The 17,019-nt window shown below is 65.5% G+C and carries 10 protein-coding genes; 3 read left to right on the forward strand and 7 right to left on the reverse strand.

All coding sequences use genetic code 11. The features are described 5' to 3' along the window. Positions 1-419: 419 nt before the first annotated feature. Positions 420-821, forward strand: coding sequence for a GntR family transcriptional regulator (locus tag ABZW14_RS33710; RefSeq protein WP_302767051.1), 402 nt, complete (start codon positions 420-422; stop codon positions 819-821). Positions 822-1,935: 1,114 nt separating this feature from the next. On the opposite strand, the gene ABZW14_RS33715 is transcribed toward ABZW14_RS33710, so the two are convergent. Both ABZW14_RS33715 and ABZW14_RS33720 read right to left on the reverse strand, forming a co-directional pair. Further along, complete coding sequence (locus ABZW14_RS33715; protein WP_355355131.1) at positions 1,936-2,301, reverse strand: hypothetical protein; 366 nt, start codon at positions 2,299-2,301, stop codon at positions 1,936-1,938. A gap of 15 nt (positions 2,302-2,316) precedes the next feature. Next, positions 2,317-9,906, reverse strand: a complete 7,590-nt coding sequence (locus tag ABZW14_RS33720; protein WP_355355134.1) for a ricin-type beta-trefoil lectin domain protein — start codon at positions 9,904-9,906, stop codon at positions 2,317-2,319. A gap of 444 nt (positions 9,907-10,350) precedes the next feature. Here ABZW14_RS33720 and ABZW14_RS33725 point away from each other — a divergent pair, with 444 nt between their 5' ends. Then, entirely contained in the window at positions 10,351-10,827 is a 477-nt protein-coding gene (locus tag ABZW14_RS33725) for a hypothetical protein (RefSeq protein ID WP_355355137.1), read from the forward strand. A 1,033-nt stretch (positions 10,828-11,860) separates the two neighbouring features. Here ABZW14_RS33725 and ABZW14_RS33730 read toward each other — a convergent pair. From ABZW14_RS33730 to ABZW14_RS33750, 5 genes are all read right to left on the reverse strand, one after another. Further along, entirely contained in the window at positions 11,861-12,274 is a 414-nt protein-coding gene (locus tag ABZW14_RS33730) for a hypothetical protein (RefSeq protein WP_355355140.1), read from the reverse strand. Between the two features lie 426 nt (positions 12,275-12,700). Next, entirely contained in the window at positions 12,701-13,864 is a 1,164-nt protein-coding gene (locus tag ABZW14_RS33735; RefSeq protein ID WP_355355143.1) for a VCBS repeat-containing protein, read from the reverse strand. A 1,299-nt stretch (positions 13,865-15,163) separates the two neighbouring features. After that, entirely contained in the window at positions 15,164-15,832 is a 669-nt protein-coding gene (locus tag ABZW14_RS33740) for an HAD family hydrolase (protein WP_355355146.1), read from the reverse strand. Between the two features lie 14 nt (positions 15,833-15,846). After that, the gene (locus ABZW14_RS33745) at positions 15,847-16,089 is read right to left on the reverse strand and encodes a VOC family protein (RefSeq protein WP_355355149.1); all 243 of its coding nucleotides are present in this window, start codon (positions 16,087-16,089) and stop codon (positions 15,847-15,849) included. Between the two features lie 2 nt (positions 16,090-16,091). Beyond that, positions 16,092-16,253 (reverse strand): hypothetical protein, encoded by a 162-nt coding sequence (locus tag ABZW14_RS33750; protein WP_355355152.1) that lies wholly within the window; start codon positions 16,251-16,253, stop codon positions 16,092-16,094. 162 nt (positions 16,254-16,415) lie between these two features. Between ABZW14_RS33750 and ABZW14_RS33755 the strand changes: the two genes are divergently transcribed. Then, the gene (locus ABZW14_RS33755; protein ID WP_355355155.1) at positions 16,416-16,892 is read left to right on the forward strand and encodes a hypothetical protein; all 477 of its coding nucleotides are present in this window, start codon (positions 16,416-16,418) and stop codon (positions 16,890-16,892) included. Positions 16,893-17,019: the final 127 nt, after the last annotated feature.

Here is a 17,019-nt window from a genome sequence, read left to right on the forward strand (position 1 = left end):
ACCAGACTCGTTGTCAGCCCGACCGAGAACCGGAAAACTGAACAGCGCACAGAGCCTCACCCAGGCGATCTACACCACGCCGCGGGACGTGACCGCTCCCCCTCCCCCGGCCAGTGGCCGCGATTGATCGGGATTCGGTGCCGGGCGCGACACGGCAGCTCGGCTCCACAGCGGCAGACCCGCCGCCACCGCCGCCAGCACCAGACCGGCCGATGCCGCCGCGCGAGTGTCATCCCTGCGGCGAGCAGGTACTCCCCGTACGAGACACGCCGCACAGGATCTCCCTTCGGGCATGGTCGACGGCACGGCGGTCGAGCCTTGGCTGGTCATCCGACCGCCGCACCTGTCACATCATCGTACTAACGTAGGACTGTAGATACAATAAAATGTAGAGCTGTTGGACACGTAGCGTCACATTCGTGATCGACCCCAGCGCGGATCGCGCAGTGTTCCGGCAGCTCGCCGACCTACTGCGCGACCGGATCACGTCCGGCGACCTCGCGCCCGGCGCGTCGCTGCCCAGCGAGCTGCGACTGGCTCAGGAGTATGGACTGAGCCGGACGAGTGTCCGGCAGGCCATCTCCCTGCTCCGGTCGGAAGGGCTCGTGATCGTCCAACCCCCGCGCGGCACCTTCGTCCGCAACCTGGAGCCGACCGAGACGGTGACCCTACTCAAGGGCGACACCGCCTCAGCCCGGATGCCCACCCCTGCCGAGCGCAAGGAACTGGACATCGGCGAAGGCGTCCCAGTCCTGGTGGTCTTCCGCGCCGACGGCTCCCGCGAGCTGTACCCCGCCGATCGCATCCAGGTAGGCCGCTGACCGGCCCGCTACGCCCACTCCCTGGCCGCCTTTCACCCTGAAGCCGCCGCCTGGGACAGGCGTTTTAGCCTGCGGTCGTCCACGCCTGCACGCCCCCCGCGTCGCCCGCCTTCATGGCTCATTAACCCATGCCTATGCGAAGCCTAGTTTGATTTGGTCAGGCTCAGAGGAGCCAGCCCTGAGCGGGTTGCACACGGTAGAGCCACGCGTCGATGCGCAAGGCTCTCTTGAACGTCGTCAGCGAACCTTGAAAGGACCGCCAGCATCAGCCAGGCGGGGCGCAGCGAACCCTGACCACTTCGGTGTTCTCTGGGAGGTCACGCCGCACCGCTCGACCGCATCACCGCAGGTCAAAGCCTCGTCCCTGTCCGGTGTCGGTGAGCACTTCGGGCGCGGCGACCGCTTCGCCAACCTGCACCCAATCTGCTCCCAAGCGCAAGGCCAGGCCGTCCAGCCGCTCCTTACTGCTGCGACCTGCGCATACTCCCCTGCCAGGCAACATAGAACGCCGTCGACTGCCGCGCGAAACCGCTGAGCAACTCCGTGTGAAGCAGGACGCTGCACCCACTTTGACCTGCGTAAACGAGAACACGCAGATCGTGGTGGGTGCAGTTCGTCGCCGTTCGGCGCCGTTGGGTGCCGTTCAGCGCCGTTCACTTCACCTGGTTGCTCCCAACCTGCTCCCCAATCTCGGGCCGCGAGACCGGCGGCACCTGGTCGGCTGGCACGGTCGTTCGTCGCGCAGGACCCCCGCCCGTATTGCCGCCAGATACGGGATGGCGCGGCCGTTGACGCATGATCTGTTGCTGAGCCCCTCCCCCAGCGACGCGGACGCGCCTCAGCCAGTCGAGGCCGTCTTTGCTGATCGGCTGGCGCATGCGCCCACCCATCTGACTGGTTCTTTCCTAGGCCGAGGCGCCCGGGCGGGCTCTTTTCTGAACCCGCCCGGACTTCGTTCGGAGCAGAGCCCGGGTCCCACCTCGCGTCAGCATGCCCCCGACCGGCTTCGGCGCCGCGGCGGCCACGCCTGCCCAACCGAAACAATCTGGTGGGTCCGCTCGCCTTTATCCAGCCCTTACGAATCTTATGCGCGATCAGGTTTTCATCAGCAATATCACTCACCAGCAGCAATCGCCACTACGTCTTCCACGGCCATACCCGGCTGAATGTTGCCATTGAAGCTGAAACTGTCGTCGCAGAAGAATACCTCGACGTCCGCTGGTACGAGACCCCTGAACCAGAGCGCAAACCTGGCTGCCACTTCAAGAGGTGAATCGAGGTAGACGCAGGTTCCGTCTACGTGAGAGTAGCCCTCAAGCTCCTGGCCGCCCTCCGAGTAAGTCCAGACGACATCTCTGGACTCCTGCGATCCTTGCCGCTCGCGAATCACAGCGGAAGGCCAGTCTCGCTCTAATGCCGCGATCAGGTCTGCCCGCCGGACCCCACGGCTCGGGTCTTCAAAGACGGCTAGATAAGTCACCGAGCTGCTCCTTTCCTATGGGTCCACGACGACGGCGCCACGGATACCGTGCCGCTGCATGAGGTCCGTGAAGTATGGTACGGCACCCGGCTCATTGGTGATGACGCGCAGCCCCACGAGCGGATTCCCGGGTGCGTTGATCACTGCGGCATATCGCGAGAACTCGTCATTCATCTTGGCATCAATCTTCGCCTGAATAAAGGCTGGAACCTTTCCGCCTGGCACGAAAGGGCTTCGTCCGGGACTGCTGACATACTTCGCATCCAAGAGCTCAGAAGTGTTGATATCGAGGCCGTCGGCCCAGACTTGCGTCCCTCCGCCCGTAGCATGGTATTCAGTCGAACCGACTTTCCGGATTTGATATGCCTGGTTCGCGCCACTGCCCTTCGGTGCCCCCGTGTTCAGCGACAATGCATAGGAAGTGGGGCAACCCGCATTAGTGTTGTGGACCAAGATCGGGGCGTCGTCCGTCACCACATAGTACGTGTGGATGTCGGCGATGGTGAGGTCGTTCATGACGACCGCGCCGGTATAGTTCAGGACTCCGGTTACGGTGACGGTCTTGCCATGGGTGGTCCGGAGTCGGTGGCCGGCGACAAGGTTGCCCGCGTCGACCCAGTCTTCGAGGGTCTCGTCCCAGAATGGATGGGTCTGGGTGGTGTGCAGGACATTGCTGCCGTCAGGGCTGTCCCCGTCGCCGGGCGCGCCGTCCTCGACTCGGACAGTGAGATCGGTCAGTTCGGTGTCATTGTTGAGGTGGAGCTGTTCGACCTGCTTCGACTCGGTGTCGCCTGTCTCCGGATCGGTAGCAACGACTTCGTCACCGAGCTCTACGTCCTCGATGGGCTTAGTGGTGCCGTCGGCCATCAGGACAGGCGTGCTAGGTGCGAAGCTGTGCTTGCCGACGCCGCACCCGCCGCGAATCTTTCTGGCGGCCTTTCCCGCTATTGCGCCCGCGAAGAAGAACGTAGCGGCCGCCGCTGTGGCTTCTGCTGTTTGCCGCCAGTCAACCGTGCCGGTGGTGAGAAGTTGGCTAGCGACGTTTTCGGAGGCTCCGGCGGCGACGGTGGCGGCGAATAGCCGTGCGCCCGAGATAGCGGTGATGCCGGGAGTGGCACCCAGCAAACCCCCTACTCCGCCACCGACGCCTCCGGCGATGCCTCCGATTATTCCGCCTTCGGTCCGGTGCCCCTCCTCGGCGAATGTTGCGCCTAGTCCGAATCCAACGGAGACGCCGATCATGATTGCGCAACCTACTCCCGCGGTGGCTGCGCAGACGGCGAGCGCCGCTACGACGGTCGCGCCGTATGCCAGCACCGCTCTCTGGTTGTCGCTGAGCTGGGCACCGCCGATTCCGTTCATCCACTCCGGTGCTAGCCCGGTTGGATCGCTGAGCGTGATGGGGTTGTGGTGTGCGTAGGCGTAGGGGTTGAGGCTGTTCGGGTTGCCGGGGTTAATGAGGGGGTCGGGGGAGGTGAAGGTGCCGGTGTCGGGGTCGTATTCGCGGGCGCCGACGTCGAGAAGTTTGGTGGAGCCGTTAGCGGGTGCGTTGAGGAAGCCGCGGTCGGTGGGCCAGTTGGTGGCGCCGGTTCGGTCGCCGCCGTAGGGGGTGTACCAGCGTCGTTGGACGGTGCCGGTGGTGGGGTCGACGGTGAGGTTGGCGCTGCTTTGGTGGTCGGCGGCGAGCCAGTCGAGGCCGTCTTTGGTGCGGACGGCGATGGTGGCGCCGTTGTGGCTGTAGTAGCGGGTGGCGGTGACGGTCTTGCCTTCGAGGCGGAGTTCCTCGCTACCGAGGTAGAGGCTCGTGCCTGTCGGATCGCGGCGTACCAGGAGGGCGCCGTCGGCGTCGTAAAGGTGTTTGGTCTGTTCGGTGCCGGTGCCGGCGGTGACGGTGGCGGTGTCGAATCGGCCTTCAGCGTTGAAGGCGTAGTCGGTCTTGATTCCGTTGACGGTGCGGGTGCGCATGTTGCCGGCGAGGTCGTAGCCGAAGGAGTCGGTGCGGGTGGTGTTGCCGGTCACGGCGATGGAGGTCATGCCGTGGACCTGAGGTTGTCCCTTGGCGGGGTAGGTGAAGGTGCGGTTGGTGGTGGCGGTGCCGGTGCGGTGGGTGTCGGTGGCCCGGCGGCCGCTGGTGTCGAAGGTGTAGCTGTCCCAGTAGGGCTGTTTGCCGGTGGCGGCGACGTCGGTCGGGGTGGCGGTGCAGTCGTCGATGGTGGTGGTGAACGCTTCGGTGAGGCGGTGGAGGCCGTCGTAGCGGTAGCACTGTGACTGGCCGTCGGTGCGGTCCTTGACCGAGGCGATGTCGCCGGCGGGTAGGTAGGTGTAGAGGTCGTCCTGGATGGTCTTGCGGGTTCCGGGCAGTGTCGGGTCGGGCAGGGTGGCGGAAATCGTGGACAGTCGGCCGGTGGCGGCTTCCCAGCTGTAGTTACGGATGAGTTGGCCGGTTCCGGGGTCACCGTAGGTGCGGGAGGCCAGCTGTCCGGTGTTGGTGTAGCCGGTGGTGGTGACGTAGTTGTTGACGCCGGCGAGGGTGGTGGCGTAGCCGAGGGTGTCGTAGCCGGTCGTGACCGTTTCTGCTGGCAGGCCTGCCCCTCCCGCGTAGGCCAGGGCAGTCAGGTGGTCGGCGGAGTCGTATCCGTACCCGACGGTGTAGGTGCCGGCGAGGTCGCCTTCGGCTTGGGGGATGATCCAGCGGGTGCCGATGGGCCGGTACCGGTCGTCGTAGCCGATGGGCTGGACGACGTAGTCGGCGTTGCCGACGTGACGGATGGTGGAGGACAGCATCCCCTTGGCCTTGTTGAGGCCGTCATACACGTAGGTGGTGAGCTTCGTACCGGTGCCGGGGTCGCCCGCCCACTTCACGGTGGGTCGTCCGTGGGTGTCGTACTGGTAGGAGATTTTCTGGCTGCGGGCGTCTGTGGTCGATAGCAGGTCGCCCATTTCGTTGTAGGTGGAGGTGCTGGTGCCGGTGTCGGGGTCTTCGACGCTGGTGCGGTTGCCGGCCAGGTCGTAGCCGTAGCGGGTGATGTTGCCGGCGGCGTCGGTGATCGTGGTGAGTTCGCCAGCGGGGTTGTGGTCGTAGGTGGTGGTTTCGGAGGTGCCCGTAGTGGGGTTGACCGTTGTGCGGGTGGTGCGGCCGGCGACGTCGTAGTAGGTCGTGGTGTTGCCCCCCGACGCGGGGATGATGGTGTGGCGGTCCCCGTCATAGCTGTGGCGCGTGCGCCACTTCTCGCTGCCGTTGGCCTCTAGTGCCTCGGCAGTGGTCTGGTCGAGGTTGTTGTAGCTGTAGGCCGTGCGGGAGGACAGGTTCGCCGCGGCTGCGGTTGCCATGTACGAGCCTGCGGGGTTGGCGTCGTAGTAGGGCGCGGTTTCGGCGGCGACGTGCCCGCGGGCGTCGTAGGCGGTTTCGGTGATGATTCGGCCGACGCCGCCTGGAGCGGTGGTCTGCGTGTTTCGCGGGCGCATGCGGCCGTCGAGGAACTGGTACGAGGTGAGGTAGACCGCGCCGCTGGTTGCGGTCGGCCGGTTCTGGAGGGTCTCGGTGGTGAGCTTGCTCGGCGCGTCCGCTCTGATGTCGTAGCTGTACTTCATCGACGGCGGGTCGCCGTTTTCCTTCTTTTCGGTCGGGAGCCAGACCTTGGCGCGGCGGCCCAGCGGGTCGTACTCGGTCAGGGTGATCCTGCCGTTGGGGTCCGAGGTCTGGGTGGGCAGCGCCCGGCCGGGGTCGAAGTCGGTCTTCGTGACGTAGTCGAGTTCCTGGCTTATGGGCTTGTTGACCGTGGCGTCCTTCAGCGGCAGGTTACCGGTCGGGTTGTAGGTCGTGGAGGTGAGCTGGCCGCGGGCGTCGGTATTGGTGCTGGGACGGCCGAGCAGGTCGTAGGTGGCCTGGGTGGTTGCCCAGGTGTCGGGGGCCTTCACGAGGGACTCGTTCTTGGTTTTGTCGCCCTTCGTGGGCGCAGTGCCAAGGATGAGGCTGCCGTCGTAGTAGGTGCGGCTTTGGGCCAGAATCGTCGCGCTGCCGCAGGCGCCGGCGTACTCGGTGGTCCGGTAAGGGAAGGCGATGAGGTAGGCGGTCGCGTTGGGCTTGTACTCGGCGCGCAGGCAGGTGTCGTCGGCGGAAGTGGAGATGTCGCCGAGGTCACGGGTTTCGGTCGGGAGGCCGTAGGTGTCGTAGCTGGCTTGGGCTTCGGTCCACCGCCACTTGGCGTCCGCGGCGATTCGGGTGCGGGTTCTGGTGCTGCTCTCGGTCACCCGCTGCGCGTAGAGGTCTTGCCCACCGGTCACCGGTTTCGTCCGCACAGCCGTCTCGGCGGTGCTGGGGACGTGGATGGTGGAGGCGGCGATGTCCGTGCCGTCGAGGTCGATGCTTTCACGGAGGAAGCCGCTGAGCCCGTCGGCGTCGTTGAACCGGTTCGTCCACTTCTGGCTGAGGCGGGTGGGGTCGCAGTCATTCAGCACGAGTTGGCCGTTGGCGCCGCCGGTCAGGTCGGGGCTGGCGTCGAGGCATTTGTCGGAGTCAGGGTTTCTGAGGCTGCCGTCGGGCTGTTGCTCCCAGACCTGGCTCCAGGTGGTGTAGCAGTCCCACAGGTGGATCGGGGTGCCGCTGGTCTTGCTGGGACCCTTGATGTCTAGGCAGCGGGTGGAGTTGGGGTTTTTCAGTTTGCCGTCTGTCTGTGCTTGCCAGACCTGGTTAACGGCGCCGCTGCATCGGCGGGACTGGATGACGGTCCCGTTGATCGTCGCGGAGCCAGCGACGTCGATGCAGCGCTCTGCTTGCGGGTTCAGCAAACTTTGGTTGGCCTGCGGTTGGAAGACCTGGTTCCAGTTGCCGCCACAGCTCCAGGTCTGGACCTTGGTACCGTCTGCGGTGCCGAACTCGAAAATGTCCACGCACTTCGACGCCTCAGGATTCTTGAGGGCGCCGTTGGGCTGGGGCTGCCAAATCTGGTTCCAACCACCGGCGATGCAGTCCCAGATCTGCAATGTGCCGCCGTTGGCCTTGTTGTAGCCGAAGATGTCGAGACATTTGCCCGACCACGGGTTCCTGAGGTGGCCATCGGCTTGCAGCTGCCACACCTGGCTCGGTGTCTCGTAGCACTTCCACATGTGCACGAGCGTGCCCTTGACCGTGCTCGGGCCCTTGATGTCGAGGCATTTGCCGTCTCGCCCGGAGATGGCACCGTCCAGGCCGGGGGTACCGATGGGGGCCAGCAGTCCGGCATTGCGCTCGTACCATGCCACCCCGGTGCCGTCGCCGGTGGTCTTGCCGTCGCCGTCCATGCCCCGGTGGTAGACGTTGCGGTTTATGGTCTGCGCGGTGGTAGTCGCCTTGGTGGCGGTGACGCTGCTGTAGCCGCGCCACACCGACCAGGTCCGGTACAGCAGCTCCACGTTTTCGTTCACGTCGTGCGCCCAGAGCGCGCTGTCGGATGAGGCGTTGTTGACGTACTTGTAGGTGGTGACCTCGTCGGGTGAGCCGCCGACGAGATCCCGTTGGGTCACCTTGTTGACGAGGTACTTGTAGAACCATCCGTAGCCGCTGGCGTTGTTTGGGTCGCTGCTCGGTTGGTAGTGGCGTTGCGGGAAGCACAGGTACGGGTTGTTGTCGGGGATGGGCTCCCACGTCGAGTCGCACACCACGCCGCCGTCCGGGATGGTGGTGTACTCGACGAGGGTGTCACCGCCGGTGCCGTTGGTCGCGGAGGTAAGCCGGTAGTGCATGTACTGGGGCCCGCCGGTGGAGTCGACCCGGTTGGCCTTCCTGGTGCCGCCGAACTGGATCTTCGGCTCGGCCTTGGTGGTGCCGTCAACGCCCCGGCCGGTGTGCTCGATCGACTGCAACCACAGGTGTGGCGAAGTGTTGGATTCGCCGGTGTCCGGGTAGTTCTGCGTCAGCTTCCACTCATCGACGGTGCGCCACTGCGGCGGAGTACCTTCGTCCAACACCATCGTCCGAATCCCGGCCAACCGCTTGGTGGTCAGGAAGGTCGGGCTGCGGTTTCCACAGGGCAGGCCCACCTCGCAGTAGAGGTCCCACGGAGTGTCGGGGTACTTTTCGCGGATCGGGGTGCCGTCGGCGTTGAGGCAAGGCTCGCTGGTGCAGCGCTCGGCGGTGTCGAACTCGACGCGCATCGGCGCCCGCTGCCCGTGCTCGGTGCCGGCTCGGTCGCCGTAGTCGATGTAGTCCAGCTGCGCCGCGACGTCATAGGTGGTGGAAGCGGCGGTGCCGGCATAGGTGCCCTGCTGCTTCGTATAGCCGTAGGTCATCGACGTGCCGTGGGTATCGACGACGTAGTCGAGGTTCCACCGGTAGGCCTGGCTGCAGCCGCTGGAACATGGCTCACCCGGGTTGTTGCCGATAACCGGCACCGTCTGCACCGAGTTCGTGTTCTCGTTGTCGTTGCTGTAGCGCTTGTTGATGCCGAAGTAGTAGCGGATGCCGTCCTGGGTGGTGACGCGCCAGAACTCGTTGTCGTTGTCGCCGTTCTTGACGGTGTAATCAGGCCAGGCGGTGCTGTCGTCGAACTTTTCGATGCGCAGCCCGTCGTCGTTGGCTGCCCGCCACACACCCGATGCGGTATCGCGGACTAGCGGTGACGCCTTCCCCGCGAACACCAGCGTCGCATTGTGCGGAGAGAACCCGCAGAGGTCACCGACGTTGGGCAGACCATCCTGGGCGCACGGCCGGTAGGAGCGTTCGACGTAACCGGCCTGCAGGTCCCAGCCCTCACCGACCCAGGAGGTCTGCCCGTTCTGGGTCGAGGTCTGCCCGTCCACCCTCCCGCTGTCATAGGTCAGCGCAAGGTTGGGCTGCGGTCCGGCACCCGCCGGCGGAACCGGCAGCGGATAGCTGTAGGTGAAGCTCCCGCTCTGATTGCCGGCCGCCCAGGAATACGCCTGCGACATGTTCGTCGAGGCGAACGTGCCGCCACCGGACGACGAACCAGCCGTCAACGCCAGCACCGAAGCGCCCTCAGTACCGGTCAACATCACGTCCGCGGTCAGCGTGGTTTGCGCCCGCACCGCCGCCAGGTCCCGCGGAACACGACAGCTCGCAACGGCAGGGGTAGTGAGCACACAGGCAGGAAGAGCCACCAGCCGCAGCCGGCCGGCGTAGTCCCCGCCGTAGGCTTTGGCGAACTTGGCGAAGTCGACTCCGAGCCGGACCTTCCCGGCCCCGCGAGCACCGTCGGCCCGGGAAACGGCCAGCACCGCACCGGACACTCCCGCCGCCTTCGCCACCTTACGGTCGAGCACCCGCACCGTCACCGATGTCGGCATCAGCTCCGGCCGCTTGATAGCCCGCTGCTCATCCTCCGCCGACACCGGGACCAGAGGACTGACCACAACCGGCAGGTCCCCGACAACGGTCCGGCGCCCGGACGCCACCACCCTCGCAGATCCCGCTTTCGGCAGCAGACTGCTACCCAGTCGGGTGACTCCACGCCCGTCGGTCTGCGCCTTGACCGCCGCCCGAGGCTTGACCTTGCGAGTCGGCACCGGCTTCTGCGACTGCACTGCCGGTTTCGGCTTCGGTGCCGCGGACGCCGGCACCTGCGCCAGCAAACTCGCCGTCAGCGCCACCACCAACCCGACCGCCAGCACTGGCCAAGACCGGCTCCCCGCCAGCCTCACCAACCAGCCGGATCCCCAACCCGCCCGCAACCGCCGCCGAACCCCCGCGCGCCCCACCACGAGACCTCCCACATCGACACACCAAGTTCCGAGGACGCTACGTGCAGTGATTCACGCATGGCAATACCTAACATCATCGATTACTTAGAGGAACAAGCGCCTGGTAGACGGCATGATCACGCCGACCTGCGGATAGCCTCTTGACCACCCCCGGAAGATGTCTTCGCCGATCACCTGGGGTGACGTAAGAAATCTACAGATACATCAGGACCATTCAGACACTTTGCAGCTCATGGCCTGTTGCCTTGGAAACCCTCACAGGGCCGCACAGGCGAGCGGCGTCAGCTGGCCCCGTCGAAGAACTGAGAGCGGAGGGACAGCGCAGGATCCCACCGCCACCTAGCATGTCCCGCCATGCATACCCAACCCATACAAATCGATGGCCTCGCCGGGCCGGTCGTCGTCACCGCACCCACCTTCGGTGCCGCATCGATCACCGTCGGACAGCAAGACGCCACCCGCACCCGCGGAAACAGGTACATCCTACCGGCGGCCGACGGAACGCTCGTCGACGCCAAGCTGACCAGCGGCCTATTAGACCCCTACCCGAGCCTCGAGATCGCGGGCGTCAAACACCGTACTGGGCCACGTGTACCGGCCCTGCTACAGATCATCACCGCCCTGCCATTTGTCGTGTTCATCCTCGCACTCCACGGCGGGGTGATCGGCGGGATCGTCGCCGGCGCTGCCATGGTCACTAACGTCAAGATCGCACGCGGAAGCCAATCCACCGAAGTCAAAGCACTGCTCATGCTCTGCGTCCTCGGCGCCAGCACGATGGCCTGGCTTGCCGTCGCCGCACTCCTCCAGCAAGCCGTCGATTCGGCCTGAACCGCGTCAAGACTCGCAGCCACAAGCGCGCGGGTCGTCGACACCGCTCGCTGCCCACTGCCAGCGCTCGCAGCCGCCGCGACGCTGGCAGGACCGGCGTCGAGGCCATTTAGCCATGTAGAGAGGAACGGCGACGGCGGCGACTTGCGGTCGGGGCTGATAGCGAGCGTGCCCCGCCCCTCGGCCTTGGACTCTTCGGTCTTCCCGAAGAGGTCACCGAGCAGGGAGCCCTGCTCACAGGGTTGCCGGTGGGATTCGGATCTCAGCTCGCGGGATCCATGTCGACGCCACCGAGTAGGCACCCAGAGCCGTACGTCAATGCGGTACAGCCCTAGCGATTGGCGTCGGCAGGCCTGGGCCGATAGCCGGCACCAGTCAGGCAGGAGCAGCGAACCTTGACCACTTCGGGGTTCTCTGGGAGGTCACGCCACACCGCTCGACCGCATCACCGCAGGTCAAAGCCTCGTCCCTGTCCGGTGTCGGTGAGCACTTCGGGCGCGGCGACCACTTTGCCAACCTGCACCCAATCTGCTCCCAAGTGCAAGGCCAGGCCGTCCAGCCGCTACTTACTGCTGCAGCCTGCGCATACTCCCCTGCCAGGCAACATAGAACGCCGTCGACTGCCGCGCGAAACCGCTGAGCACTCCGTGTGAATCAGGATGCTGCACCCAGTCTGACCTGCAGAAACGAGAAGCCGCAGGTAGAGGCGGGTGCAGTTGAGCGCCGTCACGCGCTGTTGGATGCAGTTCAACGCGGTTGAATGCATTCGGCTGCTCCCCACGTGCTCCCCGATCCCCGGCAGCCGACCGCGGCGTCGCCCGGCGCCTTGGCGCTCCGCTTCGACACGTCCTCAAGAAACAGGACCGAGGCTGACGCTTACTCAGCGCGACCGGTGTGCTGAGCAGCGCGCGCGGCTGGCGGCAGATGAGCGCGCTGCTCAGCACGCGTTGCGTGAGACTGATCGTGTGACCAATCGCCTCGTATAAGAAATCACGGGTGCCCGACCCTGGGTGTGCCTGCCCACTCCGCAGGCTTAAAGCCGAACCCACTCTCCGAGTCGTTTGGCTGGAGCACCGTCGATGAAGGCTGCGATCTCCTCCGTTGCCTTGGCCACGCTGGAGACGAAGCCACCCGAGAATGTGCAGTCGCCGCCGAGCACCGGGAGTTCGACGGTTGTCGTCGCGGGCAGCACGCCATCCCCAACAAGAAGGCGGCAGTCGTCCGGGGACTCAAACAGGTGCATGACTGCGTGGTCCCCTCTGAACGAGAACGTCAACAGAGGGTAGTCCGCCTCGACGCGGCGAACCTCCGTGTATCCCTCGCCGGCGCCGAGAAGGTGCTGGAGCCGCGACATGAAGCCGTCGACGTCAGACCGGGTCTCCGTGGAGGCCAGGTCGCCACTTCCGGGATCGGTAGCGATCCATGCCACGTCCATGAGTGTCTCCATCAGGCGAGTCGAGGCGTCGCACGCAGCCTCTCTCACGAGCGTGCAGGGTGCGCTGTCTTCGGCATGTCCGGCCGCCAACCAGCCCGACCCGTCGTGAGGCCGGCGGCAAGCGGATCGCGGCAGATCCGGATACGGCTACAACCGTCCTCGCGCGCGACTGTTACCCGAGCAGCGGACAACCTGGCGATAGCAGGGTTGTCCGCCTGTGCCCAAGATAGCCAACGAAGCCGTTAGCGATCGGTGAAGAGGGCAGGAGTCGAGAGCGAGACCCGAGAGTTCCAGGGGCGGCCAGACCGACTATGCGAGGGCGACGTCATGGCCGGCGCCGCCCCGAGGAACACCAGGACTGCAGTGACACCGGCAGTGAACCACGTGCCGGGCGGGCGGCGAGGCCGACCCACGCACGTGGTCCACAGCCGGTGAATGTCAGAGCTGCCGAAGAATGGCCACCTTGTCGTACGCGACGGCGACAACGTCCGGCTTCCCGTCCCCGGTGACGTCACCGATGGCCACGGAGTCCGCCTGGGGCCCGACCCCGTCGACCGTGTTCGTCGTGTACCCGCCGAGCTTCCCGGTCGACCGCTGCAGATAGACGCTCACCGCGCGCCAACTGTTGTGCGCGACGACGAGGTCCTTGCGGCCGTCGCCGGTCAGATCGCCGACGGTGAGGCCAGACGCACTGTCGTAAGCGGGATACCTGGTCGGCGTCGTCACGAGCCCACCGGCACCCTGCGCGAAGACCTGGACGGCGGCGTCCGGAGTGTTGCCGTCAACGCTGGTCACCAGGTCGGCCCGGCCATCGCCAGTCACGTCACCGACCGCCGCGCCGCCGCCGATACGGCGGTAGCCGGTCTCGTCCGCCGGCGTCCGGTAGGTCGTCGCCGGCCCGAAGGAACCATCCGCGCGGCGCAGCCGCACCCAGGTGCCGTGGCCGTAGAACTGCGCGATGTCGATGCGGGCATCTCCGTTCAGGTCGGCGGCGAACACCTGGTCCACGGGTACGCCCGCGATGAACGGCCCTGTGATGGTCCGATATGCCTGGAAGGCGAGCGCTGCAGTTTGCCTGTAGATCCTGACCTCGCCCCGCCTTGCGCCGACGACAAGATCCGGCCGTCCGTCCCCGGTCATTTCCGCGATCGCCACGTCCTCGGCCCCGCCGGAGACCAGCAGCGGCGCGGCGAGGCGCCCGCCCCGCTGAAACAGCACATCGACGCCGGCGGACGACGACATTGCCACGTCCGTGCGGCCGTCGCCGTCGATGTCGGCGACCGCGAGTTGCACGTTGCTGTTGTAACCGCCGTGCGCCTTGATCCTGGTGGGAGCGCCGTAAGTGTGGTCGGCCCGCTGGGCGAATACCAGCACAGAACTCGTCTGCGTGCCGTCGACGGCATCGATGCCGACGACGATGTCACCTCGCCCGTCACCAGTGACGTCGGTGATAGCGACGGCGCTGGTCGCAGTCGACCCCGTGGCAAGGTACTTGGCGGCCGCAAAAGTCCCTCCACTCGCCGCCCCAGCGGGCATCGGCACCGCCAGCCCGGCCGCTATGGCGAGCGTCGCGGCGATACCGACTGTTACACCTCTGTCCATTGTGCCCCCGTTAAGTCCTGGCCCTCGATCGACGACCGTTCACGCGCCACGTGCCCTGATCACCGCCGTCGCAAACCCCTGCCACGCCAACCTGTGGACAGGCATGCACCCCCGCGCGCGCTGAACTCCTTGTCAATCACCCGCCGGTCATCACTGAGGCTCGCAACATCCGTGCCGTTGATGAAACGGGAGGTGACCTCTTCGGACTTGCCGAAGAGGTCACCGCTCAGGAAGCCCTGCTCAGAGGTTTGCTGGTGGGATTCGGGTCTCAACTCGCGGGATCCATACCGACGCCATCACGACGGCGCCCAGAGCCGTACGTCGATGCGGTATGGCCCTCGTGATCGGCGTTGGCAGGCCGCAGGCCGACAGCCGGCACCAGCCAAGCGGGGAGCAGCGAACCCTGACCACTTCGGCGTTCTCTGGGAGGTCACACCGACCCGCTCGTCCACATCGCCGCAGGTCAGCGCACTATTCCTTGTCGGACCTCGGTGAGCACTTCGGACGCGGTGACCACTTCGCCGAGCTGCACCCAATCTGCTCCCAAATGCAAGGCCGGGCCGTCGAGCGGCTCCTTACCGCTTTGACCTGCGGATACTCACCTGCCAGGCAACATAGAGTGCTGTCGACTGCTGCTCAATATGGCTGAGCACTCCGTGTGAAGCAGGACGCCGCACCCACTCCGACCTGCAAAAACGCGAAGCCGCAGGCAGGGGTGGGTGCAGTTGCGTGCCGTCCGGTGCCGTTCGGTGCGGTTGAGGGCCGTTCAGTGCACCCTGTTGCTCCCAACCTGCTCCCCGATCCAGGGCTCACGCGGCTGCTGCGGCCAAGCTGAGACGGACCGTCCTGCAGGTCGTTCGTTAGAGATCGTGGCCGCTTGCCCGAGCGGCACTGGCTAACGCCGACGCCCGGCCAGCGACCGTTCGGCTCAGTCGCTCCCGCCCCGCTCCCACGGCCCGGTCGTCGACCAGACGTGCTCAGGAATGCCGCGCATTATCAGCGGCAGATCCGGATACCGAATCGCTGGCAGTGGCCGTGGCATCAAGCGACGCAGAACGCGTTGCCCTCGGGGCCCTGCATGACGACGTGGCCCGAGCACGTCGCCTTACCACTCCTCGCGGATCACCGTCGCGCCAGGGGCGACCAAGTCGGGGACTTTCTGCCGGATCAATCGGGCGCGCTCGACCATGTCCCAGGGGCCTGGACCGGCAACCCGGAAGTCGATATGCATGCGGTTCTTGCTGGACATCTTGCCCGAAGTGCATAGGCAACCTCGACAAACCAAGAACCGAACCAGCTTCAAATTCCGGCCAACGTCAGCACGTGATCGAATCCGCGAAGCTGGGCTGGCGAACTCACCATCGGCAGTACCAGGGCCGGTATCCCGGCGGTCACGGAACCGCCGTCGCCGCTGGGATGGTCACCGACCATCAGCGTTCGATCTGACTGTGCCGCCAGGGCGTCGAGTGCGGTGCGCCAGATCCGTACATCGGGTTTGACGAAGCCGACCTCGTAGGAAAGAACGAATGCATCAATGTAGCGGTCAAGCCCGTGCCTCGCAAAGCATTTGCGAATGTCCCAGCCGACGTTACTGACCACACCAAGGCGAATTTCGCGGGCACTCAGTGCGGCGATAGTGGACGCCGTGTCCGCGTACGGCTCGAGCGCTTCGGCGTGCGTTTCGTGCAGCGCTCGCGCAAACGGCAAGTCCACCCCACGGATTTGCTGCAGGACAGCCAGAATCGCCCGGTCCCACACCTGTGGGTCCAAGTCCCGGGCGATGTGAGCAGGGTCCGTAGCCGTCGTCCGCAACAACTCAGCGAAATCCGAGGCGATGCGCTGCGCCTCACCAACGGCCACCTCTCGGCCGACCAAGGCCGCCGCGCTGCCGATCCAGAGGTTGGGGTCGCGGGCGAACAGGGTCCAAGCGAAATCGAACAGGACGGTTGTCACGGGTTTCGAAGGCACCAGGTCACCCTAGATCAGCGGGACGATTGACGTGGATCATGATGCTCCGGACTGCGCTCGACGCAGAACAGGTTGCCCTCCGGGTCGGCCCTGGTCACCCAACCGGGGCCGTTGGGGCTTGCGATGATCCTCGTACTCGGGTCGCGCCCGAGCCCCTTCAGCCGCACGACCTCCTCATCGCGTGTCCCGTCGGTCGGCATGACATCGATATGCATTCGGCGACCGGTTCTTGGTTCAGCGGCTTTCCCCTCGGGCACCTTCAGGAAACTAATGGCGGGGCCGGGCCATCCGGGTCGACGATCGACGCGTTGTCGGGCTCGTCGAAGCCAGATTCCTTGACATAGCCGAGGGCCAGCGCCCAGAAAGCGGCGATCCGCTGCGGATGGTCGGCATCGCATCCCAAGGTCCAAAAAGTCGCCATGACGCCAACGTACGGGGGCTGCGACCCGCTGTCATCGGCATGACAGTGCGGCGCCAGGCGCGCGCGGACAGCGGCAGAATAGTGCGCCCTGCACAGTCCCGAACTGCTATCACGGCGGGCCCATCAGGGCAGAGCGACTGACTCGGGCCTAGCATGCTCGTCGTGCTCGAACTGTCGGACGACCTGTTGCGGCTGGAGCCCGGTCAGATCGTCTACCTTTCACCGCTGCGGTCAGGCCCAGCTGCCGGTACCTGGGCAATCACCGTACCGCTCGCGCCGTTCTCCGCAGCCGACCGTTTCGATCCCGCGACCTTCTGTCCAGGCATTGATGGACCCGAGATCATCAAGACGGCGATCCGCGGCGAGTTCATTGATCTACCCGGCAGCAACCTGTCTGCACTGACCGATCGAACCTTCGACTTCCCGATCAACCCGCACGCTGGCTACATCGATGCGAGCATCTACCTGGGTGGGGGGCACAATCCGGTCGACATCACCCGCATGGAGTTCGGTGCGGCCCATTCGCAGTACATCAACGTTGTACTGCACGCTGCGTTCGACTTCACCCAGGAAGGCGTCGAGATCGCGAACAGGTCAGCGGTCTTGCACGTCAACCTCCAGTTCGAGCAGCTCGACTGACCCCGACCGACCGAAGACTGGCAGGCCAACGTACTCAACTCGGCTACTTGTTTCATTGACCTGCGACCGTGGCCCGGCCAGGCTTCGGTCGAGGCGCCCGGGCTGTCGCTCTCAATTCGGCTGCCCA

Origin of the sequence: Micromonospora sp. NPDC004551, assembly GCF_040609975.1 — a bacterium.
In the GTDB taxonomy this organism is placed as follows: Bacteria; Actinomycetota; Actinomycetes; order Mycobacteriales; family Micromonosporaceae; genus Micromonospora.